The 25697-nt window shown below is 74.3% G+C and carries 22 protein-coding genes; 10 read left to right on the top strand and 12 right to left on the bottom strand.

The features are described 5' to 3' along the window. From AAC134_RS05960 to AAC134_RS05945, 4 genes are all read right to left on the bottom strand, one after another. Positions 1–2460: an FAD-dependent oxidoreductase gene (locus AAC134_RS05960; RefSeq protein ID WP_339948147.1), complete on the bottom strand. Its 2460-nt coding sequence runs from the start codon at positions 2458–2460 to the stop codon at positions 1–3. Next, positions 2457–3419, bottom strand: coding sequence for a GTP-binding protein (locus AAC134_RS05955; RefSeq protein WP_339948146.1), 963 nt, complete (start codon positions 3417–3419; stop codon positions 2457–2459). Before AAC134_RS05955 ends, AAC134_RS05960 begins: the two co-directional genes overlap by 4 nt. A gap of 77 nt (positions 3420–3496) precedes the next feature. Continuing rightward, on the bottom strand, positions 3497–5161 hold the full coding sequence (locus AAC134_RS05950) for an amidohydrolase (RefSeq protein WP_339948145.1): 1665 nt from the start codon (positions 5159–5161) through the stop codon (positions 3497–3499). A gap of 15 nt (positions 5162–5176) precedes the next feature. Further along, positions 5177–5884: a cupin domain-containing protein gene (locus tag AAC134_RS05945; RefSeq protein ID WP_339948144.1), complete on the bottom strand. Its 708-nt coding sequence runs from the start codon at positions 5882–5884 to the stop codon at positions 5177–5179. Between the two features lie 144 nt (positions 5885–6028). On the opposite strand from AAC134_RS05945, the gene AAC134_RS05940 reads away from it, so the two are divergent. Then, positions 6029–7654, top strand: coding sequence for an ABC transporter substrate-binding protein (locus AAC134_RS05940; RefSeq protein WP_339948143.1), 1626 nt, complete (start codon positions 6029–6031; stop codon positions 7652–7654). Positions 7655–7739: 85 nt separating this feature from the next. Here AAC134_RS05940 and AAC134_RS05935 read toward each other — a convergent pair whose 3' ends face one another. Both AAC134_RS05935 and AAC134_RS05930 read right to left on the bottom strand, forming a co-directional pair. Beyond that, positions 7740–9122 (bottom strand): MFS transporter, encoded by a 1383-nt coding sequence (locus AAC134_RS05935; RefSeq protein WP_339948142.1) that lies wholly within the window; start codon positions 9120–9122, stop codon positions 7740–7742. Positions 9123–9413: 291 nt separating this feature from the next. Continuing rightward, positions 9414–10376 carry a polyprenyl synthetase family protein gene (locus AAC134_RS05930; RefSeq protein WP_339948220.1) on the bottom strand — a complete coding sequence of 321 codons (963 nt, stop codon included), beginning with the start codon at positions 10374–10376 and terminating at the stop codon, positions 9414–9416. Positions 10377–10567: 191 nt separating this feature from the next. On the opposite strand from AAC134_RS05930, the gene AAC134_RS05925 reads away from it, so the two are divergent. From AAC134_RS05925 to AAC134_RS05905, 5 genes are all read left to right on the top strand, one after another. After that, on the top strand, positions 10568–10801 hold the full coding sequence (locus AAC134_RS05925; RefSeq protein WP_339948141.1) for a DUF2007 domain-containing protein: 234 nt from the start codon (positions 10568–10570) through the stop codon (positions 10799–10801). 95 nt (positions 10802–10896) lie between these two features. Beyond that, positions 10897–11610, top strand: coding sequence for a methyltransferase (locus AAC134_RS05920; protein ID WP_339948219.1), 714 nt, complete (start codon positions 10897–10899; stop codon positions 11608–11610). 110 nt (positions 11611–11720) lie between these two features. Further along, entirely contained in the window at positions 11721–12911 is a 1191-nt protein-coding gene (locus AAC134_RS05915) for a M20 aminoacylase family protein (protein WP_339948140.1), read from the top strand. A 156-nt stretch (positions 12912–13067) separates the two neighbouring features. Next, on the top strand, positions 13068–14255 hold the full coding sequence (locus AAC134_RS05910; RefSeq protein WP_339948139.1) for a M20 aminoacylase family protein: 1188 nt from the start codon (positions 13068–13070) through the stop codon (positions 14253–14255). Positions 14256–14445: 190 nt separating this feature from the next. After that, positions 14446–14619, top strand: a complete 174-nt coding sequence (locus tag AAC134_RS05905; RefSeq protein WP_339948138.1) for a DUF465 domain-containing protein — start codon at positions 14446–14448, stop codon at positions 14617–14619. 134 nt (positions 14620–14753) lie between these two features. Here the strand turns inward: AAC134_RS05905 and AAC134_RS05900 are convergent, their stop codons facing one another. Both AAC134_RS05900 and gcvA read right to left on the bottom strand, forming a co-directional pair. Beyond that, positions 14754–15674: a DMT family transporter gene (locus tag AAC134_RS05900; protein WP_339948137.1), complete on the bottom strand. Its 921-nt coding sequence runs from the start codon at positions 15672–15674 to the stop codon at positions 14754–14756. Positions 15675–16135: 461 nt separating this feature from the next. Next, entirely contained in the window at positions 16136–17074 is a 939-nt protein-coding gene (gcvA, locus tag AAC134_RS05895; RefSeq protein ID WP_339948136.1) for a transcriptional regulator GcvA, read from the bottom strand. A 113-nt stretch (positions 17075–17187) separates the two neighbouring features. Between gcvA and AAC134_RS05890 the strand changes: the two genes are divergently transcribed. The 3 genes from AAC134_RS05890 to AAC134_RS05880 all read left to right on the top strand — a co-directional run bounded on the left by AAC134_RS05890 (position 17188) and on the right by AAC134_RS05880 (position 19838). Then, positions 17188–17370, top strand: coding sequence for a hypothetical protein (locus tag AAC134_RS05890; RefSeq protein ID WP_339948135.1), 183 nt, complete (start codon positions 17188–17190; stop codon positions 17368–17370). Positions 17371–17475: 105 nt separating this feature from the next. After that, the gene (locus AAC134_RS05885; RefSeq protein ID WP_339948134.1) at positions 17476–18702 is read left to right on the top strand and encodes a cytochrome P450; all 1227 of its coding nucleotides are present in this window, start codon (positions 17476–17478) and stop codon (positions 18700–18702) included. Further along, positions 18699–19838: a LysM peptidoglycan-binding domain-containing protein gene (locus tag AAC134_RS05880; protein ID WP_339948133.1), complete on the top strand. Its 1140-nt coding sequence runs from the start codon at positions 18699–18701 to the stop codon at positions 19836–19838. The genes AAC134_RS05885 and AAC134_RS05880 overlap by 4 nt, the downstream gene beginning before the upstream one ends. 109 nt (positions 19839–19947) lie before the next feature. On the opposite strand, the gene AAC134_RS05875 is transcribed toward AAC134_RS05880, so the two are convergent. Next, positions 19948–20508, bottom strand: a complete 561-nt coding sequence (locus tag AAC134_RS05875; RefSeq protein WP_339948132.1) for a gamma-glutamylcyclotransferase — start codon at positions 20506–20508, stop codon at positions 19948–19950. A gap of 165 nt (positions 20509–20673) precedes the next feature. On the opposite strand from AAC134_RS05875, the gene AAC134_RS05870 reads away from it, so the two are divergent. Then, positions 20674–21690, top strand: a complete 1017-nt coding sequence (locus AAC134_RS05870) for a DUF2125 domain-containing protein (RefSeq protein ID WP_339948131.1) — start codon at positions 20674–20676, stop codon at positions 21688–21690. A gap of 278 nt (positions 21691–21968) precedes the next feature. Here AAC134_RS05870 and AAC134_RS05865 read toward each other — a convergent pair whose 3' ends face one another. Genes AAC134_RS05865 through AAC134_RS05855 form a run of 3 tightly spaced genes read right to left on the bottom strand, consistent with a single transcriptional unit; the run spans position 21969 to position 25344 of the window. Further along, positions 21969–23288 carry an extensin family protein gene (locus AAC134_RS05865; RefSeq protein ID WP_339948130.1) on the bottom strand — a complete coding sequence of 440 codons (1320 nt, stop codon included), beginning with the start codon at positions 23286–23288 and terminating at the stop codon, positions 21969–21971. Next, a complete protein-coding gene (locus AAC134_RS05860; protein WP_339948129.1) occupies positions 23285–24211 on the bottom strand; it encodes a prephenate/arogenate dehydrogenase family protein in 927 nt (308 codons plus the stop codon). The genes AAC134_RS05865 and AAC134_RS05860 overlap by 4 nt, the downstream gene beginning before the upstream one ends. Continuing rightward, positions 24208–25344, bottom strand: coding sequence for a histidinol-phosphate transaminase (locus AAC134_RS05855; protein ID WP_339948128.1), 1137 nt, complete (start codon positions 25342–25344; stop codon positions 24208–24210). Before AAC134_RS05855 ends, AAC134_RS05860 begins: the two co-directional genes overlap by 4 nt. Positions 25345–25697: the final 353 nt, after the last annotated feature.

Below are 25697 nucleotides of genomic sequence, written 5' to 3'. Positions count from 1 at the left end.
TCAGCTTCGCATTCGCGCGCCCGAGGGGTCGTAGAGGGGTTTCAGGCTCGCCCGCGCGCCGACGCGCCGGCCGCCGATCTCGATCTCGAAGCGGCTGGCGAGGAGCTCGGCCGCGGCCTCGCCGGGCGCCTGCGCCACATAGCCCAGCGCCACCGCCGCGCCCAGCGCGTGCCCGTAGCTGGCCGAGGTGACGTGGCCGGCAAGCCTGCCGTCCCGCCAGATCGGTTCGCCGTGGTGGAGCAGGGGCTCGGGGTCCTCGAGCAGGAACTGGAGCATGCGGCGCGAGAGGCCCGCCTCGCGTCTGGCCAACACCGCGTCGCGGCCGATGAAATGGCCGAGAGGGCCGGGCGCGCGGTCGGTCTTCACCGCGAAGCCGAGGCCGGCCTCGAGCACGTGATCCTCGTCGCTGACGTCGTGGCCGAAGTCGCGGAAGCCTTTCTCCAGCCGGCAGGAGTCCATGGCGTGGATGCCGGCGGGGCGAGGGGCGAAGGGGGCGGCGGCCTCGAACAGGTGGTCGAAGAGATGCTGGGCGAAGTCCGCGGTGACGTGGATCTCGAAGCCCAGCTCGCCCATGAACGAGGTGCGGTGCACGCGGGCGGGGGCCATGCCGACCTCGATCGCGCGAACCTCGCCGAAGCGGAAGGCCCCGGGCGAGACGTCGTCGAGGGTGGCGGACTGTAAGGCTTCGCGCGCGCGCGGACCCATCAGGCCGAGCGCCGCCTCGGCGGGGGTGATGTCGAGCGCCACGCAGCGGGCCTCGCCGATGTGGCGGGTCAGCCAGGCGAGGTCCCGGCGCACCGTGTAGGCGGCCGTCAGCACCAGGAAGGCGGTCTCGGACAGGCGGGTGACGGTGACGTCGGCCTCCACCCCGCCGCGGTCGTTGAGCCATTGCGTGTAGACCGAGCGGCCGGGGGCCCCGTCCACGTTGTTGGCCGAGAGGCGCGAGAGCACGGCGGCCGCGTCCGGCCCCTCGACCCGGATCTTGCCGAAGGCGGAGAGGTCATAGACGGCGAGCCCCTCGCGCGTCGCCATGTGCTCGGCTCGCCAGCGGTCGAACCAGGCGGGGCGGGACCAGGAATAGTCGTAGGCCGGGGGCGTGGTCGCCTGCGGGTCGAACCAGCCGGGACGCTCCCAGCCGCAGGTTTCGGCCCAGGCGGCGCCGCGGGCGGCCCAGCGGTCGTGGAACGGGGTGCGGCGCACGCCGCGGGCGGTCTCGTACTGGCGGAAGGGCAGATGCTCGGCATAGAGCAGGCCGAGCGTCTCGGTGGTCCGCGCGCGCAGGTAGGCGCGGCCGGCCTGGAAGGGGGCCATGCGGCGGATGTCGACGTCCCAGAGGTCGAACGGCGGGGCGCCCTCGACGATCCAGTCGGCGAGCACCTTGCCCGCGCCCCCCGCGCTCTGGATCCCGATCGAGTTGAAGCCGGCGGCGACGAAGAAGCCGGGAAGCTCGGGCGCCTCGCCCAGCAGGTAGCGGTCGTCGGGGGTGAAGGACTCGGGCCCGTTGAAGAAGGTGCGGATGCCGGTGGTCTGCAGGGCGGGGATCCGCTCCATCGCCGTCTCGAGGATCGGGGCGAAGTGGTCGAGATCGGGGGGCAGCTCGTCGAAACAGAAATCCTCGGGGATGCCGTCCATGCCCCAGGGCTTGGCGCGCGGCTCGAAGGCGCCGAGCAGGAAGCGGCCGGCTTCCGGTTTCAGATAGGCGCATTCGTCGGGAATGCGCAGGGTGGGCAGGCCCTCGGGCATGTCGGGCACGAGGTCGGTGACGATGTAGAAGTGCTCGGCGGCATGAAGGGGGGCGACGACGCCGGCCTCGCGGGCGAAGTCGCGGGCCCACATGCCCGCGCAGTTGACCACGTATTCGGCCGCGACCTCGCCCTGGTCGGTGGTCACGCCGGTGACGCGGCCCCCCGCCCGGGTGACGCCGGTGACCTTCACGCCCTCCATGATGCGCGCGCCCTTCATCGTGGCGCCCCGGGCCAGCGCCTGGGTGATGTTGGAGGGGTCGCCCTGGCCGTCGAGGGGCATGTGCACGCCGCCCACCACGCCCTCGAGGCTGGCCATCGGGTGCAGGCGGGCGATCTCGGCGGGGTCGATGACGTTGGCCTCGACCCCGTGCACGCGGGCCATCGAGGCGTTGCGGCGCAGCTCCTCCATCCGGCGCCCGGTCAGGGCGAGGGAGATCGCGCCGTTGCGCCGGAAGCCGGTGGCGACTCCGGTCTCGGCTTCCAGCGCGCCGTAGAGCTCCTGCGAATAGCGCGCGAGGCGGGTCATGTTGATCGAGGCGCGGAGCTGGGCGATCAGGCCGGCGGCGTGCCAGGTGGTGCCGCAGGCGAGCTGGCGGCGCTCGAGCAGCAGCACGTCGGTCCAGCCGAGGCGGGCGAGGTGATAGGCGACCGAGCAGCCGATGACGCCGCCGCCCACGATGACGACGCGGGCCTGGGAGGGGAGGGGGACGGTCATCGGGCGGTCTCCGGGGGCAGGGCGTCGAGACGGGCGAGCGCCTCGGCGAGCGCGGGGCCGAGGGCTTCGGGCGCGCCGGCGGCGATCAGGACGAGGGCGTCGGTGGGCTCGGCCGGTGTGGGGGAGAGGGCCGCGCGGGCGCCGACCTTCTGCACCAGCAGGGCCGCGCCGTCGGGGGCGCGCAGCACCCCCTTGGCGCGGTGGATGGCGGGCGGCAGCGCCTCGAGCGCGGCGGTCAGATGCGCGGGATCCACCGGTCCCCGCGCCTGCCACAGCGCGGAGCGGACGGTCGCGAGGTCATGGGAGGGGAGCGGACTGCAGGCGCCCTGCGGGCGGGCTTGGCTGCGCGGCGCCGCGGGGGTGGCGCTGCGCGGCCCCAGCAGGAGGTCCGCCTCGATCTCGCCGTGGGGAGCGTCGAGCAGGCGGGTCTCGGGCGCGAGCGCGCGCAGGCTGGCGCGGGCGGCCCCGGCGGCCTCGGGCGAGAGCAGGTCGGTGCGGGTCAGGGCGACCAGGTCGGCGGCCTGGAGCTGCGCGCGCACCAGCTGGCCGACGTAGCGGTCGGCGGCGCGGGCGGGCAGGGTCTCGGCGTCCGCGAGCGTCACGATGGCGTCGAGCTCGAACCCCGGCCAGCCGCCGGCCATGCGGGCGATGCGCAGGGGATCGGCAACGCCGCTGGCCTCCAGCAGCACATGCTCGGGCGGCCGGGGCCGGGCGCGCAGGCGGTCGAGCGCCTGGCCCAGATCGTCGGAGATCGCGCAGCACACGCAGCCGTCGGCGAGCGAGAGGACCCCGTCCTCGGCCCCCTCGATCAGGGCCGCGTCCACGTTCACCGCGCCGAAGTCGTTGACCAGCACTCCCAGCCGCCGCCCCCCCGGCGCGGCCAGCAGGCGGTTGACCAGCGTGGTCTTGCCGGCGCCGAGATAGCCCGACAGCAGCGTGACCGGGATGCGAGGTCGCAAGGACTCGGGTCGCGAGGATTGGGGCCGAGAGGCCTGGGGGCGGGAGGAGGCGACGACGAAGGCGGGGGGCATCGCGCTCAGCCGGCGAGCGGGAAGGGGCGGCCCTCGAAGACCGTGCCCCAGATCGGGATGTCGCGCAGCGCCGTCGGATCGACCTCCCACGGGTCCTGCTCGAGCACCGTGAAATCGGCCTTCTTGCCGGCGCGGATCGAGCCGACCTCGTTTTCCATCCCCAGCACATAGGCCGCGTCAATGGTGATCGCGCGCATCGCGGCGTCGAGCGAGATCCGCTCGCCTTCGCCGATCACCGCCCCGCTCTCGCCGATGCGGTTGACCGCGACCCAGGCGCTGTTGAGGGGCAGGGCGGGGGCCATGGTGAAGTCCGAATGCAGCGCAAAGGGCACGCCCTCGCGCGCCAGCGAGCCGAGGCGCGCCATCTGGGAGGCGCGCTCATGCCCGATGGAGGCGCGCCAGTAGGCCTCGCCCAGCTCGTGCACGTAGTAGACGTTGGCCGAAACCAGCGCGCCCAGGGTCTTGATCCGGCGGGCCTGCTCGGGCGTCGAGACGCCGAAGTGCTCGATGGTGAAGCGGTGGTCGAAGCGGGGACGCTCCCACTGCAGTTTTTCGAGGATGTCGAGGGCGAGCTCGACGCCGAGATCGCCGGTGCAGTGGATGTGGATGCGCTTGCCGGCGTTCCAGAACACGCGGGCGAGGGCCTCGATGGACTCCGGCGCCATCATCCACTCGCCATGGTGGCCGTCGATGAAGCCGGGGTCCTGCATCTGCATCAGCTCGGCGAAGAAACCGCCGTCGGCGAACAGCTTCACGCCGTTCCCGAAGATCAGCTTGTCGGTGGAGCGGGCGGCAAAGGCGTTCACGCGCTCCAGCTCCTGCTCGGGGGCGGCCGAGGACCAGGTTCCGCGGCCGGCGCCGCGGGGGACGAACTGCATGCGGAAGGGGACGTCGGCCCCGCCGAACACCGCCTGCACCGCCCCCCACTCGGCCGCGTCGTCGGCGAGCGGGTAGGCAAGTTCGCCGATGGTGGTGTGGCCGCCGAGGTGGATGGCGCGCTTTACCTGCTCGAGCCCGCCGATGAAGCGCTGCGGGGCGTGCAGGAACGGTCCCATGCCCTTCATCGCCAGCGCGAGGCCGGTCTCGAAGAAGCGGCCGGCGGCGAGGTCGACCTGGGCGTACCGCGCGAGATCCGCGCGGTCGAGGCCCATCCAGTCGATGGCGGCGTCGTTGGCCACGACCTCGTGGAAGCTGCGCTGCCACAGGACGATGGGGCGGGTCCCGGAGATGGCGTTCAGCGCCTCGCGCCCGATCTCGCCGTGCCAGATGCGGTGGTAGCCCCAGGTGACCAGCGGTTCGGTCCCCTCCATCCCGGCGTCGATTTCGGCCAGCCGCGCGAGGTAGTCGTCGCGGCCGCGCACGGCGGCGCAGGTGCGGTCGGGCAGGCGCCACTCCATCGCGGTGATGAAGGGGCAGGGCAGCAGCAGGGCGCCGAGCGTGGGGTGCAGGTGGGGGTCGATGAAGCCCGGCGTCAGGACGTGGTCGCGGAAGCGGTCGTCGATGCGGTGGGGATGGGCGTCGAGCCAGGGGCGCAGCGTGTCGAGCGTGCCGGCCTCGAGGATGCGGCCGTCGCGGACCGCCACCGCGCTCGCCACGGGGGCCGAGGGGGTCATCGTGCGGATCCGGCGGGCGGTGAAGACGGTGATCTCGGAGCTGGGGATCTGGGACATGGGGCCCTCCGGGGGTCAGTAGTCGGCGGGGGCGATGATCCACATCACCACCGCGTCGCGCTCGCCGGGGTTGCGGCACCAGTGCTCTCCGGCGCCGGGAAGCTGGAAGCTGTCGCCCTCCTCCAGCAGATGGACGCGACCGTCGGCGTGGAGTTCCAGACGACCCGAAAGGACCATGCCGCCTTCCTCCCCCCGCCGGCGGCGAGGAGCGTCGCCGGTGTGGGCGCCGGGGGCGAAGGTGGTCAGGATCATCTCCAGCGTGCCGGCGAGATGGGGGGAGAGCAGCTCCTCCCGCGCGCCGGCCTGGGCGAGGTTCAGCTCGCGCCGCGCGCCGCGGCGGACCACCACGTCGCGCTCCTCGGGCGGGGCGACGGCCGTGCCGGTGAAGAACCAGTTCAACGAGACGTCCAGCGCCCGCGCGATGCCGTCCAGCGACTGGATGGTGATCGGGCTCTTGCCCCGCTCCATCTCCGAGAGATTGCCGATCGAGCGGCCGGTCGCCGCCGCCAGATCCGCCAGCTTCAGGCCGCGGGCGCGGCGAAGCTCGCGGATCTGCTGGCCGATGGGGGCGCGGGCGTCGGGGATCGGCTCGGCCGTGGCGGTGGCGGTGACGGCCGCGGCCTCCGGCTGGGCCGGGCGGCGACGTGAGGGGGCCTCCGGCTGAGCCGGACGGCTGGGAGAGGGGGCCTCGCTGGGTGGTCGGTCGCCGCGGTCTTTGGTCATTTTCGAAGCGCGTCCGGGTTCGTTTCGCTCATCTGAAAAAAGTCTTGCGCAATTTCAGATTCACCGCAACGCTTTTCAGCAGCCGCCCCCGCTTGCGTTCCGCAGGACCGGAGGGCTGGAGCCAACCGACAGGGAACCGTCACGATGACCCGACCGATCCGCCTGACCCGGCCGCCGATGCGCGGCGCCCGTCTCGTCCGCCCGTGGGCGGCCTCCTGCGCGGCGCTGGCGCTGCTCGCCGCGGCGCCCGCCGCCGCGCAGGAGCCGGTGCGCGGGGGGGAGCTGAACACCTTCACCTCCGGCTACCGCACCCTGAACCCGGGCGTGCAGTCGGGGGCGGCGACCGGGGTGCCCGGCAGCCAGATCTTCGCGGGGCTGGCGCTGGTGGGGGCGGACTACAGCGTCGCCCCCTATCTCGCGGAAAGCTGGGAGGTTTCCGACGATGCGCTGACCTACACCTTCCACCTGGTCCCCGGCGCCACCTTCCATGACGGAGAGCCGATCGAGGCCGAGGACGTGGCCTTCTCGCTCGAGACGGTGAAGGCGAACCACCCCTTCGGCGGCGCGATGTTCGGCCAGGTCGAGACGGTCGAGACGCCCGACCCGCAGACCGTGGTGATCCGCCTCGCGCAGCCGGTGCCGGGCCTGCTCCTGTCGTTGCAGCCGCTGCTGCTGCCGATCCTGCCCAAGCACGTCTACGGCGACGGGCAGGAGCTGCGCTCGCATCCGCGCAACATGGAGGACGTGGTCGGCTCGGGCCCCTTCAAGGTCGAATCGAACGACCTCGAGCGGGGGCTGGTGCTGGTGCGCAACGAGGACTTCTTCCTCGAGGGCAAACCGTATCTCGAGCGGATCGTGATGCCGCGGATCCCCGATCCGCTGGCCCGAAGCCTGATGCTCGAGAACGGGGAGATCGATCTGGCGGGCTTCGCAGGCCTCACCCCCCAGGCCGCCGACCGGCTGGAGGACGAGGATCACCTGACCGTCACGACCGAGGGCTACGGCGCCATCGGCTATGTGCACTATCTGGAGATGAACCTGCGGGAGAAGCCGTTCTCGGACCGCGCGGTCCGCGAGGCGCTGGCGCATGCCATCGACACCGAGTTCCTCTCGAAGGTGATCTTCCGCGGCCGGGCCACGCCCGGCGAGGGGCCGCTGCACACCGGCAACCCGTTCCATGCGGGCGACCTGCCGGGCTATGCGCCGGACCTGGAGCTGGCCGCCAGGATGCTCGACGCGGCCGGATACCCGGTGGGCGAGGACGGAACCCGCTTCGCCTTCGAGCTCGACGTGCCGACCTGGGCGCCGCAGGCGCACCGCCCGATGGCCGAGTACATCAAGAGCCAGATGGGCAAGCTGGACATCGCGGTGACGCTGCGGCCCTCGGCGGACTTCGCCTCCTGGGCGCAGAAGATCGGCTCGTTCGGGTATCAGGCGACGATGAACGGGTCCTTCAACTATCCCGACCCGGTGATCGGCATGCACCGCCACTTCGACTGCGACAACATCCGCAACGTGATCTGGGCGAACACGCAGGGATACTGCGATCCGAAGATGGACGAGATGCTGGACGCGGCCGCCATCGAGATGGACGAGGCGGCGCGCAAGGCGATCTACGCCGACATCCAGGCGAAGGCGATCGAGGACGTGGTCTTCATCTGGATGCCGCAGGACTACACGACCTCGGTCTGGAACGACCGCGTGCAGAACCCGCCCGAGGGCGCGTTCGGGCCGCTGGCGCCCTGGATGGACGTCTGGCTGAAGGACTGAGCGGGCCTCGCGCCCGAGGGGCTGAAAGCCTTCGCGCCCCGTCCGCCGCACAGCCCGTCCGCCGCTCAGGCGGGCGGGGCGTCTCTCATCCCGGCGGGCGGCCGGCGCGGCGCACCGCCGGCGCCAGGCGCGCGAGGCTGACGCAGCTTCCCAGCAGCGCCGCGGCGACGCCCAGCCACAGGGCGACATGCACCCCCCGCTCGGGCGAGACCGAGATGCACAGCGCCACACCCGCCGCGCCCACCGACTGGCCGAGCAGGCGCGAGGTGGCGAGGATGCCGCCTGCGCCCCCGCTGCGCTCGCGCGGGGCCGAGGACATGATCGCCAGCATGTTGGGCGACTGGAAGAAGCCGAAGCCCACGCCGCAGATCACCAGCCGCCAGCCGATCTCGACCGGGCCGGCCTCGGGCGGGATCGTGGCCAGCAGGGCGAGGCCCAGGGCCAGCACCACAAGGCCGAAGCCGCCCAGGATGCCGGGGGCGATCCGCTCGGACAGGCGCGGAGCCACGATCGACATCACCACCAGCGAGGCCGGCCAGGGAATGATCAGCAGACCGGTCTGCACCTGGCTGAAGCCCAGCTCGTAGTGCAGCAGGAACGGCATGGCCACGAACGACAGGCCCTGCACCGAGAAGGCGACGATGGCCGTCGCCGAGGACAAGGCGAAGAGGGGCGCGCGGAACAGGTCGGCGGCGAGCAGGGGCGTCGGCTCGTTCGCCTCGCGCCGGCGCAGGGCCACGGCCAGGACCGCGGCGGCCCCGAGCGCCGCCAGCGCCGGCCCCGCGCCCAGGTGCGCGGCGCCCGCGATGGCGAACAGCAGGCACGAGAACATCGCCGCGCACAGGCCCGCCGCGACGCCGTCGAAGGCGCGCGGACTGCGCTCGGTCTGGGGCAGGGTCCGCCAGCAGACCAGCGTCGCCACGCAGGCCGAGACCGCCGCCTGCAGGAACAGCCACGGCCAGTCCGCCACCGAGAGGATCGCCGAGGTCGCCGTCGGCCCCGCGGTGATCGAGACCCCCACGATCATCGCATAGAGCCCCAGGCCCCGGCCCATCTTGTCGGGCGGATACAGCGCCCGGATCAGCGCGGGCGTGGTGGCCGAGGTGGCGGCCGAGCCGATGCCCAGCACCGCGCGCCCCGCGATCAGCGTCTCGAGCGACTCGGCCAGCCCCGCGATCAGCGCGCCGGCGGCGAAGATCGCGAGGCCGATCGTGAACACCCGCTCGTGCCCGAAGATCTCGCCCATCGCCGCGGTCGGCAGCAGGGCCGCGACCACGGCGAGGTAGTAGATATTGACGATCCAGATCGTGGTGGCCGGCGCCACGCCCAGCCCCTGGGCGATGGCGGGCAGGGCGGTGGAGGTCATCGAGATGTCGATGGTCACCACCACCACCGAGGCCAGCAGCACCGGCAGGGTGATCCGGCTGACCGTGGGCGCGGCGCGGGCGCGGCGCTGCGTCCCGCTCATGTCGCGCAGGGCCGGCCGAGCATGGGGGCGCTGCCTGGTGTCGCATCCATAGGGGTCGAGGCTCCGTCTCCCGCGGGTCCCGGCCCGCCGCGTCGGCGCCGCGGTCGCGCGGCGTCGCCTGCACTCAACCGCCGGCCGGCCGGCAAGTCAAAGGGTTGACGCAAGTTTGGGGACGAGAGGTCCGCCGGGAGGGGCGGCGCGGCCGGGCGGGATCTGCGCCGCGAGCCGCGAGATCTGCGCCGCGGGACGCGAGGCGGCGCAGGGGCCGCCGCGTCCGCCTCGGGCGGCGGGTCAGTTCAGGCGGGCGACCACGAACTCCACCACCCCCTCGAGCGCGGCGCGCAGGTCGGAGTCGGGGAACACGGCCAGCGCCTCGCGGGCCTGGGCCGCATAGGCGCGGGCGCGGGTCTCGGCGCCGGTCAGGGCGTTCGCGGCGGTCATCAGCTCCATCGCGTGGGCGAGGTCGCCCTCGGTCTGGTCGCGCTTCTCGATCACCCGCTTCCAGAAGGCGCGGGCGGCCTCGTCCGGGGCGGCCTCGACCGCCAGCAGCACGGGCAGGGTGACCTTGCCCTCGCGGAAATCGTCGCCGGTGTTCTTGCCCAGACTCGCCGAGGCGCCGCCGTAGTCGAGCACGTCGTCGACGATCTGGAAGGCCATGCCGAGCGCCGTGCCGTAGGACTTGAGCGCCTGCACCTGCGCCTCGGGCGCGGCGGCGATCACCCCGCCGACCTCGGTCGCGGCGGCGAACAGCGCGGCGGTCTTGCCGTGGATCATCTGCAGGTAGGCGGCCTCGCCGGTGCCCAGATCGTTGGCGGTGGCGAGCTGCAGCACCTCGCCCTCGGCGATCACCGCCGAGGCGTTGGCCAGGATCGCGAGCACGCGCAGGTTCTCGGCCTCGGTCATCAGCTGGAAGCTGCGGGCGAACAGGTAGTCGCCCACCAGCACCGAGGACTTGTTGTCCCACAGAAGGTTGGCGGTGGGGCGGCCGCGGCGCTGGGCGCTTTCGTCGACCACGTCGTCATGCAGCAGGGTGGCGGTGTGGATGAACTCCACGGTCGCGGCCAGCTTCACGTGATCGTGTCCGTCATAGCCGGCCAGGCGGGCCGCGGCCAGCGTCAGGATCGGGCGCAGGCGCTTGCCGCCGGCCTCGACCAGATGGCGGGTGACCTCGGGGATGCGCGGCGCATGTTCGGAGGCCATGCGCTCGGCGATCAGACGGTTGACCGCCTCCAGATCGTCGGCAACGAGGCCCATCAGGCGCTGGAACGCGTCCTGCGAAGCGTCGCGGGCGGGCTGCGGGACGGCGGCGGAGGAGGCGGAGGGCGCGGTCACGGGCGGCATCGGGTCCGTTCGAGGCGCGCGTCACGCCGAAGCGGCCGCGCGGGGTGTCGGGTCGGCGCGCCCGCGTCTCGACGGGCGGGGCCGGTGCGGGTAACCCTGCGGACATGATCGAGCTGATGCGCACCACCAACCCCGCCACGATCGCCTTCGCCACGGCCCTGCTTCGCGGCGAGGATATAGACTGCTTCGTATTCGACGTCCACACGAGCGTCCTCGAGGGCAGTCTGGGCGTACTGCCGCAGCGCCTGATGGTGGCGCGCGACCAGGCCTTCCTGGCCCGCGCGGTGCTGCGCGACAACGACCTCGGCGCCGAGCTGACCCCGGAGCGTCGCGGGTGAGGCTCGGGGGCGGTCCGCAGGACGGCGCTCCGCTGCCCGCCGAGGCCTTCGCCGAGGCCGAGCTGACCCGCGACGCCCTGCTCGGCGGGCGGGTGATGCTGCGCCAGCCGCGCCGCGGCTATCGCGCCGCCACCGACCCGGTGCTGCTGGCCGCGGCCTGTCCCGCGCGCCCCGGCGAGCGGGCGCTGGATCTGGGCTGCGGCGCCGGGGCCGCCGCCCTTTGCCTCGCCGCCCGCATCCCGGGACTTGAGCTGCACGGGCTGGAGCTGCAGCCGCCCTATGCCGCGCTCGCCCGTCGCAACGCCGCCGAGGCCGGCGTCGCGCTGCGGGTGCATGAGGGGGACATGGCCCGGCCGCCGGTCTCGCTGAAGGCGCTCGACTTCGACCATGTGCTGACCAACCCGCCCTGGTATCCGCCCGGCGCGCCTGCGCCGGGGGACGCCGGCCGCTCCTGCGCGCGGGTCGAGGCGGCGCCGGTGACCGCGTGGATCGAGGCCGCCCTGCGTCGCCTGCGCCCCGGGGGGCGGCTGGCCGCGATCCATCGGGCCGAGGCGCTGGGGCGGATCCTGGTGGCGCTCGACGGGCGGGCGGGGGACGTGCGGATCCTGCCGCTGGCCGCGCGCGAGGGCCGCAGCGCCCGCCGGGTAATCGTGACCGCGCGCAAGGGGGCGAGGGGACCGCTGGCTCTGCTCGCGCCGCTCGTGCTGCACGCCGGCGCCCGGCACGAGGCGGACCGGGAGGATTTCTCGCAGGCCGCCCGCGCCGTGCTGCGCGACGCAGAGCCCCTGGCGCTGACCCCGCATATCTGAGGGCCGGAGCCGGTCCCGACGCGCGCCGGGCTTGACCCCGCCCGGCGGGCAGGGTGCAACCGGGACGAGCCCCGCGCCCTCGCGCCCCGGGCCGCAGACCGGACCCGTCGATGCCTCTTCCCGTTCCCAACGCCGTCGCCGCCATGCAGCCCGAGCTGACCGCGTGGCGGCGCGACCTGCACGCCCACCCCGAGGTCGGCTTCGACCTGCCCCGAACCGCCGCCCTGGTGGCGGCAAAGCTGCGGGCCTGGGGGCTCGACGAGGTCGTCGAGGGCCTCGGGCGGAGCGGCGTCGTCGGGGTGATCCATGGCGCCGACGGGCCGGCGAAGGGCGCGGGCGAGCGGATCCTGCTGCGCGCCGACATGGACGCCCTGCCGATGCAGGAGGCGACGGGCCTGCCCCACGCCTCGACCCGCGGGGGCGCCTTCCACGGCTGCGGCCACGACGGCCACACCGCCATGCTGCTGGGCGCGGCAAAGCGGCTGGCCGAGACGCGCGCCTTCTCCGGCACGGCCGTGCTGGTCTTCCAGCCGGCCGAGGAGGGCGACCGCGGCGCCAAGGCGATGATCGACGACGGGCTGCTGACGCGCTGGCCAGTGCGCGCGGCCTTCGGGCTGCACACCCTTCCGGGGATGCCTGTCGGGGCGATGGGCACCCGGCCGGGGCCGATGCTGGCCTATTCCGACCGCTTCCGCATCACCCTGCGCGGGCGCGGCGGCCATGCCGCGCGACCGCATCTGGCCGACGACCCGATCGTGGCCGCGGCCCAGCTGGTCGCCGGCCTGCAGGCGCTGGTCGCCCGCCGGCGGGACCCGATGAACCCCGCCCTGATCTCGGTCACCCGCCTCGAGGCCGGGACCACCGACAACGTCATCCCCCAGACCGCCGAGCTGTGGGGCACGCTGCGGGCCCTCGACCCCGCCCTCGTCGCGCCGATGATCGAGGGGATTCGCGCCATGGCCGAGGGCGTCGCCGCCGCCCATGGCCTTGGCCTCGAGGCGGAGCTGGGCCTCGACGCGGATCCTGCGCTCGTCAACGATCCCGAGGTCACCGCCTTCGCCGTCTCGGTGATGCGCGAGACGGCCGGGGCGGAGGCGGTCGACCCGCAGATGCCCGCCGAGATGGGGGGCGAGGACTTCGCCTGGTTCGCGCAGGCGGTCCCGTCGTGCTTCGCCTTCATCGGCAACGGCGGCTCGGCCCCCCTCCACCACCCCGCCTTCGACTTCGACGACGCCGCCGCCCCCCACGGCGTCGCCTGGTGGACCCGGCTGGTCGAGCGCGCGCTGCCGCCGCGGGGCTGAGCGGCGGGGGGCGCCCTCCCGTGACGCAACGTGACGCGCACGGAAGTCGGCTTGCGACCGCTGCGCGCTTCCGCGCCCGCGCGGCGCGTGCCAGTCTGCGACCCCGATGCGACCACACCGCGGCCCCGCCCGCGCTCGACCTTTCGGGGGATACCCATGACCAAGCCGATCCCGAACTCCATCGCCTCGATGCAGGCCGAGATGACGGAGTGGCGGCGCGACCTGCACGAACACCCCGAGCTGAACTACGAGGAAGTCCGCACCGCCGGCGTGGTCGCCGCCAAGCTGCGGTCCTGGAGCTTCGACGAGGTGGTCGAGGGTCTGGGCAGGACCGGCGTGGTGGGCATCCTGCACGGCGCCGACGGGCCGGCGAGCGGCAAGGACGACCGCGTCCTGCTGCGCGCCGACATGGACGCGCTGCCGATCCTCGAGCAGACCGGCGCGCCCCACGCCTCGAAGACGCCGGGCAAGATGCACGCCTGCGGGCATGACGGCCACACCACGATGCTGCTGGGCGCGGCGAAACATCTGGCCGAGACGCGCAACTTCTCGGGCACCCTGGTCTTCGTGTTCCAGCCCGCAGAGGAGGGCGGCGGCGGCGCCAAGGCGATGATCGAGGACGGGCTGCTCGAGCGGTGGCCGGTGCGCGCGGCCTTCGGGATGCACAACCACCCCGGCTCTCCGACCGGGACCATGGGCACCACGCCCGGCGCGGCGCTGGCCTATGCCGACCGCTTCAAGATCGCGATCAAGGGGCGGGGCGGGCACGCGGCGATGCCGCATCTGGCCGACGACGTGATCGTGGCGGGCGCGCAGCTGGTCACGGCGTTCCAGTCCATCGTCTCGCGCCGGCGCGATCCGATGAACCCCGCGGTGATCTCGATCACCAGGTTCTCGGCAGGTTCGGCCTACAACGTGCTGCCGCCCGAGGCGGAGCTGTGGGGCACGGTCCGCGTGCTCGACCAGGCGCTGGCCGGCCAGCTGATCGAGGAGATGCGCCGGCAGTGCGAGATGATCTCGGCCGCGATGGGCTGCACGGTCGAGGCGGAGCTGGGCCTCGACGCCTACCCGGTGACCTGGAACGACCCGGAGCTGACGAAGTTCTCGGTCGAGGTGATGCGCGAGGTCTGCGGCGAGGGCGCCGTCGACGCGCAGGCGACCGCGGTGCTGGGGGGCGAGGATTTCGCCTTCTTCGGGCAGGTGGTGCCGGCCTCGTTCATCTTCATCGGCAACGGCGACACCGCGCCCCTGCACCACCCGATGTACGACTTCAACGACGAGATCAGCCCGCTGGGCGTCCACTACTGGACGCGGATCGCGGAGCGTGCGCTGCCGAGGCGGTGATCCGCCTGCGGGCGAATTTTTGAAATAATATTGCCCTGATGCGCAACAAAATTGCGCATCAGGCGCCGTTAACATTCATGTGTTCTCAACCCTGGCGAATTTTCCGTCACAAGCCCGTGTATTTTTGATGACGACTCGGGCTGTCGGCGCCACTCTCATAGGCACCGCATGATCTGCTAGGAGGACGTCCATGAACCTCGCCGGCCACATCACCGAGCTGCGCAGGAAACACGAGAGTCTCGCCCGCACGATCGAAGAGGAGCAGCGCCGCCCGGCCATGAACGACCTGGAACTGTCCCGCTTGAAGCGCGAAAAGCTGAAGTTGAAAGAGGAGATCGTGCGGCTCAGTCCCGCGATCCACTGACCCCCTGAAGGGTCGGCGGAGCCAGCCCCCGGGAGGGGGCGAGAGCTCCGGGCAGGGGCGCGGCCGGGGGGCCTGCGCCCCGCCTTGTTGAGGGCGGCAGGGCTTGATGCGGACAGGGCGCGCGCGGATGGCGCTCAGCCCGCCGGATCGACCGGCCCGGGACGTCGGCTGCGGGCGGAGCCGAGCGCGGCGAGCCCCGCGCCGCCGGCGATGAGCGCAGCCGACAACGCCAGGCCGGGCGTCAGCGCCGCCTCGCCCGCCGCCGCCAGCGCCAGCGTCGAGAGTAGGGGGGCGCCATAGGCCGCCACCCCCAGCAGCTGGATGTCGCCGCGCTTCACCCCCACGTCCCAGACATAGAAGGCGAGCCCCAGCGGCCCCGCGCCCAGCGCCAGCACCGCCAGCCATTCGTCCGTCGTCGCAGGCCAGACCGTGGTCTCGAGGCCCAGGTGCGCCAGCGCCGAGAGGACGGCGCCCGCGGCGCAGAAGCCGGTGACCGCCTCGGTCGGGGCCTTGCCCGCCAGCCGCGACAGGACCGAGTAGCCCGACCACAGCAGCGAGCACAGCCCCGCCGCGGCGAAGCCCAGCGCATGTTCTCCCGCAAAGACCAGCCGCCCGCCGGGGGCGAGGATCAGCCCCGCCCCGACCAGCGCGGCCAGCGCGCCCAGCAGATGCAGCGCCCGCAGCCGCTCGCCCGGCAGCAGGCCCGAGAACAGCACGATCAGCAGCGGCCAGAGGTAGGCGATCAGCCCGGCCTCGGCCGCGGGCGCGTTGCGCAGGGCGGTGAAGTAGAAGAAGTGGTAGCCGAAGATCCCCCCGATCCCCAGCGCCGCCACCGGCCAGGGCTGGCGCAGCGCGGCCAGCGCCGGGCGACCGGCGGCCTTCGCCCAGACCACCCCCACCAGCGCTCCGACGCCGAGGCACATCGCCACCAGCTGGAACGGCGGAACCCGGCCCGAGCGCACGGTCAGCAGCGCCAGCAGCGCCCACAGCAGCACCGCCGCCGAGCCCACCGCCGTCGCCCGCAGGCGCGCGGCGCCCTCGCTCGGCGCGCTCACCCCGTCGCTCCGGCGCGGGGAGGGCGGACAGGACGCGAACGCGCGGGCTGGCGCGTGGGGCGGGGAGGGCTCATCTGGGGGGCTCCATCGCGGACGGGCGGACGACCCGGCCCGGTCTGCCGGGGGCGCCGGTCGGGGTCAAGCCCGCGAGGGAGAGGGGGGATGGATCCGGCGGTCGACGGTCAGAGGGGGGGCAATCGCGTCGACACGCCGGATCCGAGGGGCGTTTTCCCGGTCGCAGCTCTGGGAACCCGCGCCTTGATTCCCACCCTCGACCCCGAACGCGGCGGCGGTTCGACGCGATTGAGGCGATTGCGCCCCAATGCTGAGCCTGTGTTGGGGATTGCGGCGGCGACGGTTGGATCCTGAAACAATCGCCCCCGCGGGTCCCGGATCGACCCCGCCCATCCCCGCCCGCCCTAGCCCGCCCTCGCCCGCCCCGGGCGACCCGGCGCCCTCCCTCAGACCGTCGGCGCGAAACCCAGCGGCGCGAGCTGGGCGCGCGTCGCCTCGGCCTCGGCCTCGAGCCAGGCGAGCAGGGCGGCGATGCGCGGCGTGCGCTCGGCCCCCTTCGGACAGACGAAGCGATAGGCGCCGGGCAGCGGCAGCACCGGGCCGAAGGGGGCGACCAGCCGGCCCGCCGCCAGCTCTCGTGCGCACAGGAAGGTGCGCCCCAGCAGCACGCCCGCATTCTCGACCGCCGCGTCGACCGCGTGATCGAAGGTCGAGAAGCGCAGCCCCCGGTCGCCGGGCGCGTCCAGGCCCGCGGCGCGCAGCCACTCGGGCCAGCCGGGCCCGCCGGGGATGCGCGCGATGGAGTCGTCGTGCAGCAGCGTCTGCCCCGCGAGGTCGGCCGGGTTTCGCAGCCGCGCCGCGCGCTCGGGCGTGCACACGGGCAGCATCGTCTCGCGCCACAGCTCGCGCGAGAACAGCGCCGGGTCGGCCTGCGCCGAGAGGCGCAGGGCGCAGTCGATCTCGTCCCGCTCGAAGTCCAGCGTGCGCAGCGAGGCGACGAAGCGCAGCTCGATCTCGGGGTGCAGGTCGGCAAAGCGGAACAGCCGCGGGGCCAGCCACTTGGAGGTCAGCGCCGGGCCGGCCGTCAGGCTCAGCGGACGGCTTTCGGACAGGCGGGCGACGGCGCGGTGGGCCTCGCGGAACGCCTCGAAGCCGCGGGCGAGGCCGGGGACCAGGGCGCGGCCGGCCTCGGTCAGCTCCACCGCGCGGTTGAGGCGGCGGAACAGGGGGACGCCCAGCTCGGTCTCGAGCTGGCGAATGCGCCAGGAGAGGGCGGCGGGGGTCACGTGAAGCTCGTCCGCGGCGCGCGCAAAGCTCATGTGCCGGGCGGCGGCGTCGAAGGCGCGCAGCGCGTCGAGGGGCGGGAGGCGGCGGCTGTCAGGCAAGCTGGGTTTCACTGAAGGGGCCAGAGAACTCGTTTGTCCGCAGAGCATGCCCTCCCGATATTGGGGAAGGAAAGGGCGAAACCGCCCTGCCTCCCTGAAATGGAGTTGATCCGATGACCGAGCTCGATTTCGCCCGCGCCGGCGCCGCCGTCCATGTCGAGGCCGCCTTTCGCGCCCGCCGCGCCCGGGCGCGCGCCTTTCAGGAGGCCGCCCGGGCGCTGGGCCGCTGGATCGCGACGCGGAGCGCCGCGGTGGGCCGCCCGCGGGGCCGGGCGCTCGCCCCCCGGTGCTGCTGAGGGGCCGAGCGGGCCCGCCCGCCCCGCAATCGCCGCGCGCCCGCCCTTGCCTCGCCCGCCTGCCCATCGCAATTTGCCCTCCCGCCGCCCAAGCACGAGAGCGAAATGAGGCCGGACGACCTGCCGCGCTTCCGACAGTCCCCCACCGACCCGGTCTTCATGGCCGATCCCTACCCGGCCTATGAACGCCTGCGCGCGCTGGGCCCCGTGGCGTTCTGGGAGGAGCTGGGAAAGCCGGTGCTCTGCGGCCACGCGGAGGTCTCGGCCGTGCTGCGCGACCGCCGCTTCGGGCGCGAGGTCACCCACCTCGCCTCCCGCGAGGCGCTCGGCTGGGCGCCGATCCCCGAGCGTCTGGCCCCGTTCCACGCCTTCGAGGCGCACTCGCTGCTCGAGCGCGAGCCCCCCGTCCACACCCGCCTGCGCCGGCTGGTGAACCGGGCCTTCACCTCGCGCGCGCTGGCCGGTCTCGGGCCGCGGATCGAGGGGCTGGCCGAGGAGCTGATCGACGGTTTCTCCTCCGAGGCCGAGCTGATGGAGGGCTTCGCCACCCCGATCCCCCTGACCGTGATCGCCGAGCTGCTGGGCGCGCCGATCGAGGCCGGCCCGCAGATGCTGGCCTGGTCGCACGACATGGTGGGCATGTACCAGGCCGGCCGCGGCCGCGCCGAGGAGGACCGGGCGGTGGCGGCGACCGAGGCGTTCTCGTCCTTCATGCGCGCGCTGATCGCCCAGCGCCGCCGTCGCCCCGGCGAGGCGCTGATCGACGCGCTGATCGCCGCCGAGGACCCGGCCGCGGAGGGCGGCGGGCGCCTCAGCGAGCCCGAGCTGGTCGCAACCTGCATCCTGCTGCTGAACGCCGGCCACGAGGCCACGGTCCATGCCATCGGCAACGCCGTGCGGCTGGTGGTCGAGCGGGATCTCGACCGCGCCGCCTTCGGGGGCCGGGGCGGAGAGCGCGCGGCCGACGAGTGCCTGCGCGTGGACCCGCCGCTGCACCTGTTCTCCCGCTACGCGCTGGGCGAGGTCGAGGTCGCGGGCCTGCGCCTGCGGCTGGGCGAGGAGGTGGGCCTGCTGCTGGCCGCGGCCAACCGCGACCCGCTCGCCTTCCCCGATCCCGCCCGCGCCGATCTCTTGCGGCCGGGGGCCGAGCGGCATGTCTCGCTGGGCGCGGGGCTGCATTTCTGCGTCGGCGCGCCGCTGGCGCGGCTGGAGATCCGCTCGGCGCTGGCGGTGCTGTTCCGCCGCCTGCCGGACCTGCGCCTGGCGCAGGCGCCGCGACGCTCGAACCGCTGGCACTTCCATGGCCACGACACCCTTAGGATCGCGACGTGAGCCCTCGCGCCGCGGCCGGGGCGCCGGCCTCCCTGGCGCTGGCGCCGGCGCTCTGGCTGCTGGTCTGCGCGGCGAGCCCGGCCGCCGCGCAGACCTGCGGCGAGCATCTGGTCAGGGCCGGCGACAGCCTGAGCCGCATTGCCCGCGACGCCCCCGGCTCGCCGAGCCCGCAGGCGGTGTTCGAGGCGAACCGCGACCGGCTGTCGAGCCCCGACCATATCGAGATCGGCCAGACGCTGCGCCTGCCGTGCCCGCCCGGCGCCCCCGGGGAGCCCCCGTCCGAGGCCGGGACCGGGGCGTCGGAGGGGGGCTCCGCCGGGGCGCCGGAAGACGCGACGCCTCCGGGCGGCGAAGCGGACCCCGATCTGCCCTCCGAGAGGCCCGACGCCGCCACGGCGCTGCCCTCCCCGCCCCCCACGCCGCCCGATCCCGAGGCGGGGGCGATCCGGCTCGCCTGGGGGGGCGACGCCTCGGCGATGCCGGCCGGCGAGCGGGCGCGGACACGGCTGCAGGCGGCGCTGGCGCGCGGCGCTGCGGGACGCGAGACCGAGATTTCGGCGGCCCCGGGGGCGGCGCGCGCGCAGATCGCGCCGGGGGGCGAGGCGGATCTGGCCTTCGCCTGGATCGCGCCCGACTGCGCGGCGCTGGCGCGGCTGGACGCGGGCTCGGCCGAGCTCTGCGCGCGCTATGATTTTTCCGCGCCGCTCGCGGTCACGGAGGTCGCCTGGTTCGTGCCGGCCGGGGCGGAGACGAGCGGCGCCGCGGACCTGGCCGGCGAGCGGATCTGCCGGCCGGAGGGAGCCCCGGACGGCGATCTCGCGGCGTTGGGCCTTGCGCCGCCGCGGGCCCGGCGACTGGCGCCGGCCTCGGCCGCCGACTGCCTGCGCCTGCTGCGCGAGGGCGAGGCCGAGGCCGCCGCGCTGTTCGTCGAGGGCGCCCCCGCCGCCGGTCCCGGCCTGCGCCGGCTGGAGGCGCTGGGCGGCCCGCTGTCGCTGGTGGCGCTGGCCCATCCCGCCAACCCGCGCGGGCGCGCGGCGCTCGCCGCCCTGAACCGCGGGCTCGCGGCGCTGGATGAGGAGGAGGCTGGGGCGGAGGCTGGGGAGGCGGCGGGGCCGGACGCCGAGGCGCGGGAGTAGCGGCGGCGCCCCGCGCCGGGGTCCGCCGGCCGGGACAGGGCGCCCGGTTGGCCGCTCAGGTCCCCGCCCCTCGGTCCCCGCGCGTCCGCGGCCCCTCAGCCGCCAGCCGTCAGCCCTGGCGCTCGCCGGCCAGCGCCCGCACCTCGAGGTCCAGCGCTTCGAGCTCGGCGTCGGGCAGGCCCAGCTCGCGCAGGTGGGCGACGGTGTTGTGGAGATAGTCGCGGTTGGTTCCTGCCGGACCGCTCGCGGCGACGATGATCTCGGCCTGGGCGCGGGGGCTGAGGTCGGCGAACTGGGGATGGGTCTCGTCGATCACGTAGGCGAGCGCCCGGATCGGGCCAAGACCCTCGACCTCGAGCTCCTGCACCGTCTCGAGGTAACTGTCGGTGACCATCTCGCGCTCGCGCAGATAGGCGTGGGCGGCCTCGGCGTGGTCGGGCGCGACGCGGTAGGCGAGGCCGCGGCACTCGGCCCCCGCACGCTCGGCCAGCGCCAGCACCAGTCCGGGGGCCGCCGGGGTGCCCCGGTAGCGGATCGAGCGCAGGCAGAACGCCCGGCTGAAGCCCGCGAGCCGCGCCGCCCGCCGCTCGGCGAAGACGAACCCCGGGTTCCAGATCAGCGAGCCGTAACCGAAGACCCACAGCGCGCCCGTCTCGTCCCGTCCCAGCATCGTTCCTCCGGCTGATGTCGCGCGGCCTACGCGCGTCCTGTCCGCATCCTGTGTTCGGGCCCGGCGCCGCGGGCCCGCCGCCTGCGGGTCGCACTCCCGCCCCGGGGCCGCTATATGCCCCGCCATGGCCCGGCCGGAAAGGCGGGGCGCGAAAGAGGTGATCGAATGGGACGCTGGTTCGGCATCATCATGGGCGCGCTGCTTGTGGCCATCCTCGCCTGGAGCGGCTGGTGGCACGTCGGCTCCACCGCCCAGCAGGACGCGGTCGAGGGCTGGCTTGCCGAGCGCCGGGCCGAGGGCTGGCAAGCGGAGGCCGAGGTCTCGGTCGCGGGCTATCCCAACCGCTTCGACATGACCGCCGAGGGGCTGCGCCTGTCGGACCCCGAGGCCGGCTGGGCCTGGGCCGCGCCGACCTTCCGGACCTACATGCTCTCCTACCAGCCGCACCGGGTGATCGCCGAGTGGCCGGGCAAGCACCGGATCTCGGTCCCCGGCGAGACCGTCGAGATCGAGGCGCGGCAGCTGCGCGCCTCGGCCCGGTTCGTGCCCGGCACCCGGCTCGAGCTGACCCAGGGCATCCTCGAGATGCACGACCTGGAGATGGTCTCGGGTCTTGGCTGGAAGGCGGGGATCGCGAACGGCCAGCTCTCGCTCCGCGCTTCGGAGGAGGAGCGGGGGCGCGAGAACGCCTATGACGGGGTGCTCGACATCGAGGGGCTGCTGCCGCCCGACGCCTGGCGCGCGGCGCTGGGCGAACGGCTGGCGCGAGATCTGCCCGAGCGGGTGGAGGAGGCGAAGATCGTCGCCACCGCGGTGTTCCGCCGCCCGCTCGACCGGCTGGCGGTCGAGGCGGGCTCCCTGCGTCCGGAGACAGTGTGGCTGCGCCCCTCGGTGGTGACCTGGGGGCCGCTGTCGATTGCGGCCTCGGGCCGGCTGGAGGTGGACGAGGCGGGCGTGCCGGAGGGGACGATCGACCTGAAGGTCTCGAACTGGAAGCGGGTGCTGGAGGCGGCGGTGGCGGCCGGCGCGGTGCCGGGCGATCTCGCCGGCGCGCTGAAGGCGGGGCTGCAGCTGATGTCGAACCTGACCTCGGACGGCAAGGGGCTCGAGGCGCCGCTGCGCTTTGCCGGCGGCAACGTGTTCCTGGGCCCGATCCCGCTGGGCGAGGCGCCGCGGTTCTGATCGCCGGTCCCTGATCCCTGATCCCTGATCCCCTGCTTGCCGGGCGCCCTGCCGTCGCGCGAGGAAGCCGCGGCGCGTCGCGCGCGCCGGCTGCCGGCCGTGCGCTCGCCGCGGCGAGGCGGGCGGGGCGCGGCGGGGCTGAGGCCGCGGCGGCTGGCGTCGGGGCGGAGGACAGGGGCGCGGTTCGCGTGGGGAGCGGCGCAGGCGCGCGACGACGGGCGGGCCGCCCTTGAGCCTTGATCGCGGAGGGGCGCCCCCCCACCGGTCGGCGCCTCGCGTCAGCGGCAGTAGGCCTGGCTGCGCCGGGCCGAGTCGAAGTGCAGGTGATCCATGTGGTAGCCGTCGGAGCCGGGGCCGAGCACCGTGCCGAAGGGACCGCAGGCGCTGCTCCAGGCCGCTTTCAGGAACCGTCCGGCCTCGCCCTTGCCCCAGCTGCGCAGGGGCGAGATCTCGCGCCCGTCCGAGAGCTGGAAGGCGCGCACGTCCACGGCGTTGCCCAGCGCATGTTCCGACAGCCGCGCGCCCGGGCGCGAGTTGCGCGAGCGGCAGGCGTAGCTGGCCGCGACCCGGACCTTGGTGATCTTGGCGCCGAGCGTGCGGGGCGCCTCGCGCATCGGGCCCTTCTCGAGCCAGTTGGCGAAGATGCCGGCGGTGCGGCAGTTGATCACCGCGGCCGGGGTCAGGGCGATGCCGAGCACATGGGTCAGCTCGACCGGCGCATCGATGCCGCAGCGGCCGGGGCCGTCGATGGGCGCCTGCGCGCGGCCCGCCAGGCGCGGGTCGCCGCAGAGGCCGCCGGGGGCGGCGCCGGCCGTCTCCTCGCGGGCGCCGGGTCCGGGGGAGGGCGTGCCGCGTGGGGGGCGCACGCTCGACCGCGGGTCGGGCAGGGCGATGGCCACCGCGCGGCTCGGCTCCCGGCTCGCCTCCCGGGTCGGCGCGGCGGGGCGCCGCGGCGGGGCGGGCGAGGCGGCGGAGGCGAGCCCCGAGGCGGCGGCGGCCGCGAGACTGGGCGCGGGCAGGGGCTCGGCCGGTTTGCTGGAGGCGGGTTGGGATGGGGGGGCGTCGGGCAGGGTCGGGTCTGGGGCGACGGCGTCGAGCCCAGAGGCCTCGCCCGCGGCCTCGGGCCCGTTCACGGCGGCCTCCAGCCGGGACAGCATGGTCGCGGGGAACCCGCGCGCCGGCGGGGGGGCGAGGCCCGAGAGCGCGGGGTCGGAAGATGCGGGGCCAGAAGACGCGGGGCCGGAAGACGCGGGGCCGGAGGGCGCAAAGCTCGAGGCGGGCAGGTCCTCGGGCGCCAGCGCGTCGAAGGGCGAGGCCTGGGCCTGCGCGGCCGCTGCGACGCGCGCGTCGGGGCGCAGCGGCGGCGGGGCGGGCCAGGCGCCGCCGCGGTTCTCGCCCGAGTCGCGGGCCCGCGCGGTCTCGGGCGCCGAGTCGGCATAGGCGGTCGCGGGCGGGGGCGCGTCGCTCGGCGCCGCGGCCATCGGGCGGGCGGGAGGGGCGACCTGGGCCAGGCCCGGGGTCGACGCGCAGACCAGCGACAGGGCCGCCAGGGCGGCGCGGAGCGGCCCGGAAAGGGTGCTCCGGGCCGCCGCCCTCATCGCGTCTTCGTCCCGCCGGAGCGGCCGAAGTCTGGCGCGGCGGTGTCCTGCCCCGCCTCGACGATGCCGCGGCGCACCGCGCGGGTGCGTGTGAAGTAGTCGAACAGCTGCGGGCCGTCCTCGGTGCGGATGGCGCGCTGCAGGGCGAAGAGCTCCTCGGTGAAGCGGCCGAGAATCTCCAGCGTCGCCTGCTTGTTGTTGAGGAACACGTCGCGCCACATGGTCGGGTCGGAGGCCGCGATGCGGGTGAAATCGCGGAACCCGGCGGCGGAATACTTGATGACCTCGGACTGGGTCACCCGGCGCATGTCGTCGGCGACGCCCACCATCGTGTAGGCGATCAGGTGGGGCACGTGCGAGGTCACCGCCAGCACCAGGTCGTGGTGGGCGGGGTCCATGGTGTCGACATGGGCGCCGCAGCCGGTCCAGCACTCGGCCAGGCGCGCCACCGCCTCGGGGTCGCTGTCCTCGGCCGGGGTCAGGATCACCCAGCGATTCTCGAACAGCTCGGCAAAGCCGGCCTCGGGTCCCGAATGCTCGGTTCCCGCGAGCGGATGACCCGGGATCAGGTGGACGCCCTGCGGGATGAAGGGGGCCACGGCCTCGAGGATCGGGCCCTTGACCGAGCCGACGTCCGAGACGGTGGCGCCGGGCTTGAGGACGGCGGCGATCTCCTCGGCCACGGCCGCCATGGCGCCCATGGGCACGCACAGCAGCACCAGGTCGGCGTCGGCCGCGGCCTCGGCGGCGGTGGCGTGGACGCTGTCGCACAGGCCCAGATCGAGCGCGGTCTGGCGCGTCGCCTGCGTGCGGGCGTGGCCCGCGACATGGCCCACGAGGCCCGCGCGCTTCGCGGCCAGGCTGAACGAGCCGCCGATCAGGCCGAGGCCGATCAGCGCGACCCTGTCGTAGAGCACGCTCATGCCTCGCCCCGCCCGGAGGCCATGAACGCCTCCAGCGCCTCGGCGACGGCCCGGCAGCCGGTCTCGTCCCCGATGGTGATGCGCAGGCGGTCGGGCAGGCCGTAGGAGGCGGTGCGCCGCACGATCAGCCCGCGCGACTTGAGGAAGGCGTCGGCCGCCTCGGCCCGCGCGGTCGAACCGAAGCCCGCCAGCACGAAATTGGCGTGCGTGGGCGTGCAGGGGATGCCGGCCGCGGCCAGCCGCTTGACCAGCCAGTCGCGCCAGACCTCGTTGAGGACGGCGCAGCGCTCGACATGCTCGACGTCGCGCATCGCGGCCTCGCCGGCCAGCAGGGCGGCGGCGTTGAGGTTGAAGGGCGGGCGGAAGCGGTTGAGCGCGTCGATCACGTGGTCGGGGCCGTACATCCAGCCGATCCGCAGGGCCGCAAGCCCGTGGATCTTCGACCAGGTCCGCGTCATCACGACGTTGTCGCGCGCCTCGACCAGCTCGGCGCCGGCGTCGTAGTCGGCCTCGCGCACGTATTCGGCATAGGCGCCGTCGAGCACCAGCAGGGCGGCGGGCGGCAGCCCCGCGGCCAGGCGCGCGAGCGCCGCGCGCCCCAGCTTGGTGCCGGTGGGGTTGTTGGGATTGGCGATGCAGACCAGCCGCGTGCGTTCGGTGCAGGCGGCCAGGATCTTGTCCACGTCGGTGGTCAGGTCGGTCTCGCCGACCTCGATGGGCGTTGCGCCGACCATCTGGGCGTTGATCTTGTAGAGACCGAAGCCGTGTTCGGTGTGGATCACTTCGTCGCCCGGACCGGCATAGGCCTGGGCGAGCAGGGCCAGGCACTCGTCCGAGCCGTTGCCGCACAGGATCCGCGCGGGGTCGAGGCGGTGCGTCTCGGCGATGGTCCGGCGCAGCGAGGCGTGGCCGCCGTCGGGATAGGCGGCGAGCGCGGCGCCGGCGGCGGCGAAGGCCTCGCTCACCCGCGGCGAGGGGCCGTAGGGGTTCTCGTTCGAGCTCAGCTTGATCACCCGGTTGGCCCCGGGGATCTTCGACTCGCCGCCCACATAGGCGGCGATGTCCAGGATCCCGGGCTGGGGCCGGATCGTGGGGTGCGGCTGAACGGTCCGGGCGGGCGGGGAAGATGCCACGGCCTGTCTCCTCTCGGGGTCTTGAGGCTCCTTAACCGCTGCGCGGCCGGCGCGCCATACCCGGCGCGCGAAGGAGGGGGGGCGAAGAGGAGGCGCCCTGCGGGCGGGCTTGGCTGCCTCGCGCGTGGGGAGGGGGCGGTTCGCGGGGGAGAGCCTCCGGCGGGCTCCTGACTCACCCAAGAACATGCCCCGCGCCTGTTCTCCGGAGCCGTCTCTCGCGTCTGATGCCTGAGCGACTCGGCCGGAGGGGTCAAGGACAAGCCGGCTGCGCCGGTCGCTGCGCGATCCCTGACCCCTCCGACCGAGTCGCTCTGATCGGCATCCGCGAGAGACGGCTCCGGAGAACAGGCGCT

Source organism: uncultured Albimonas sp. (assembly GCF_963977235.1).
Classification (GTDB): Bacteria; Pseudomonadota; Alphaproteobacteria; order Rhodobacterales; family Rhodobacteraceae; genus Albimonas.
Note: the sequence above shows the minus strand (reverse complement) of the source record. Positions and strands in the feature narration are given on the sequence as shown.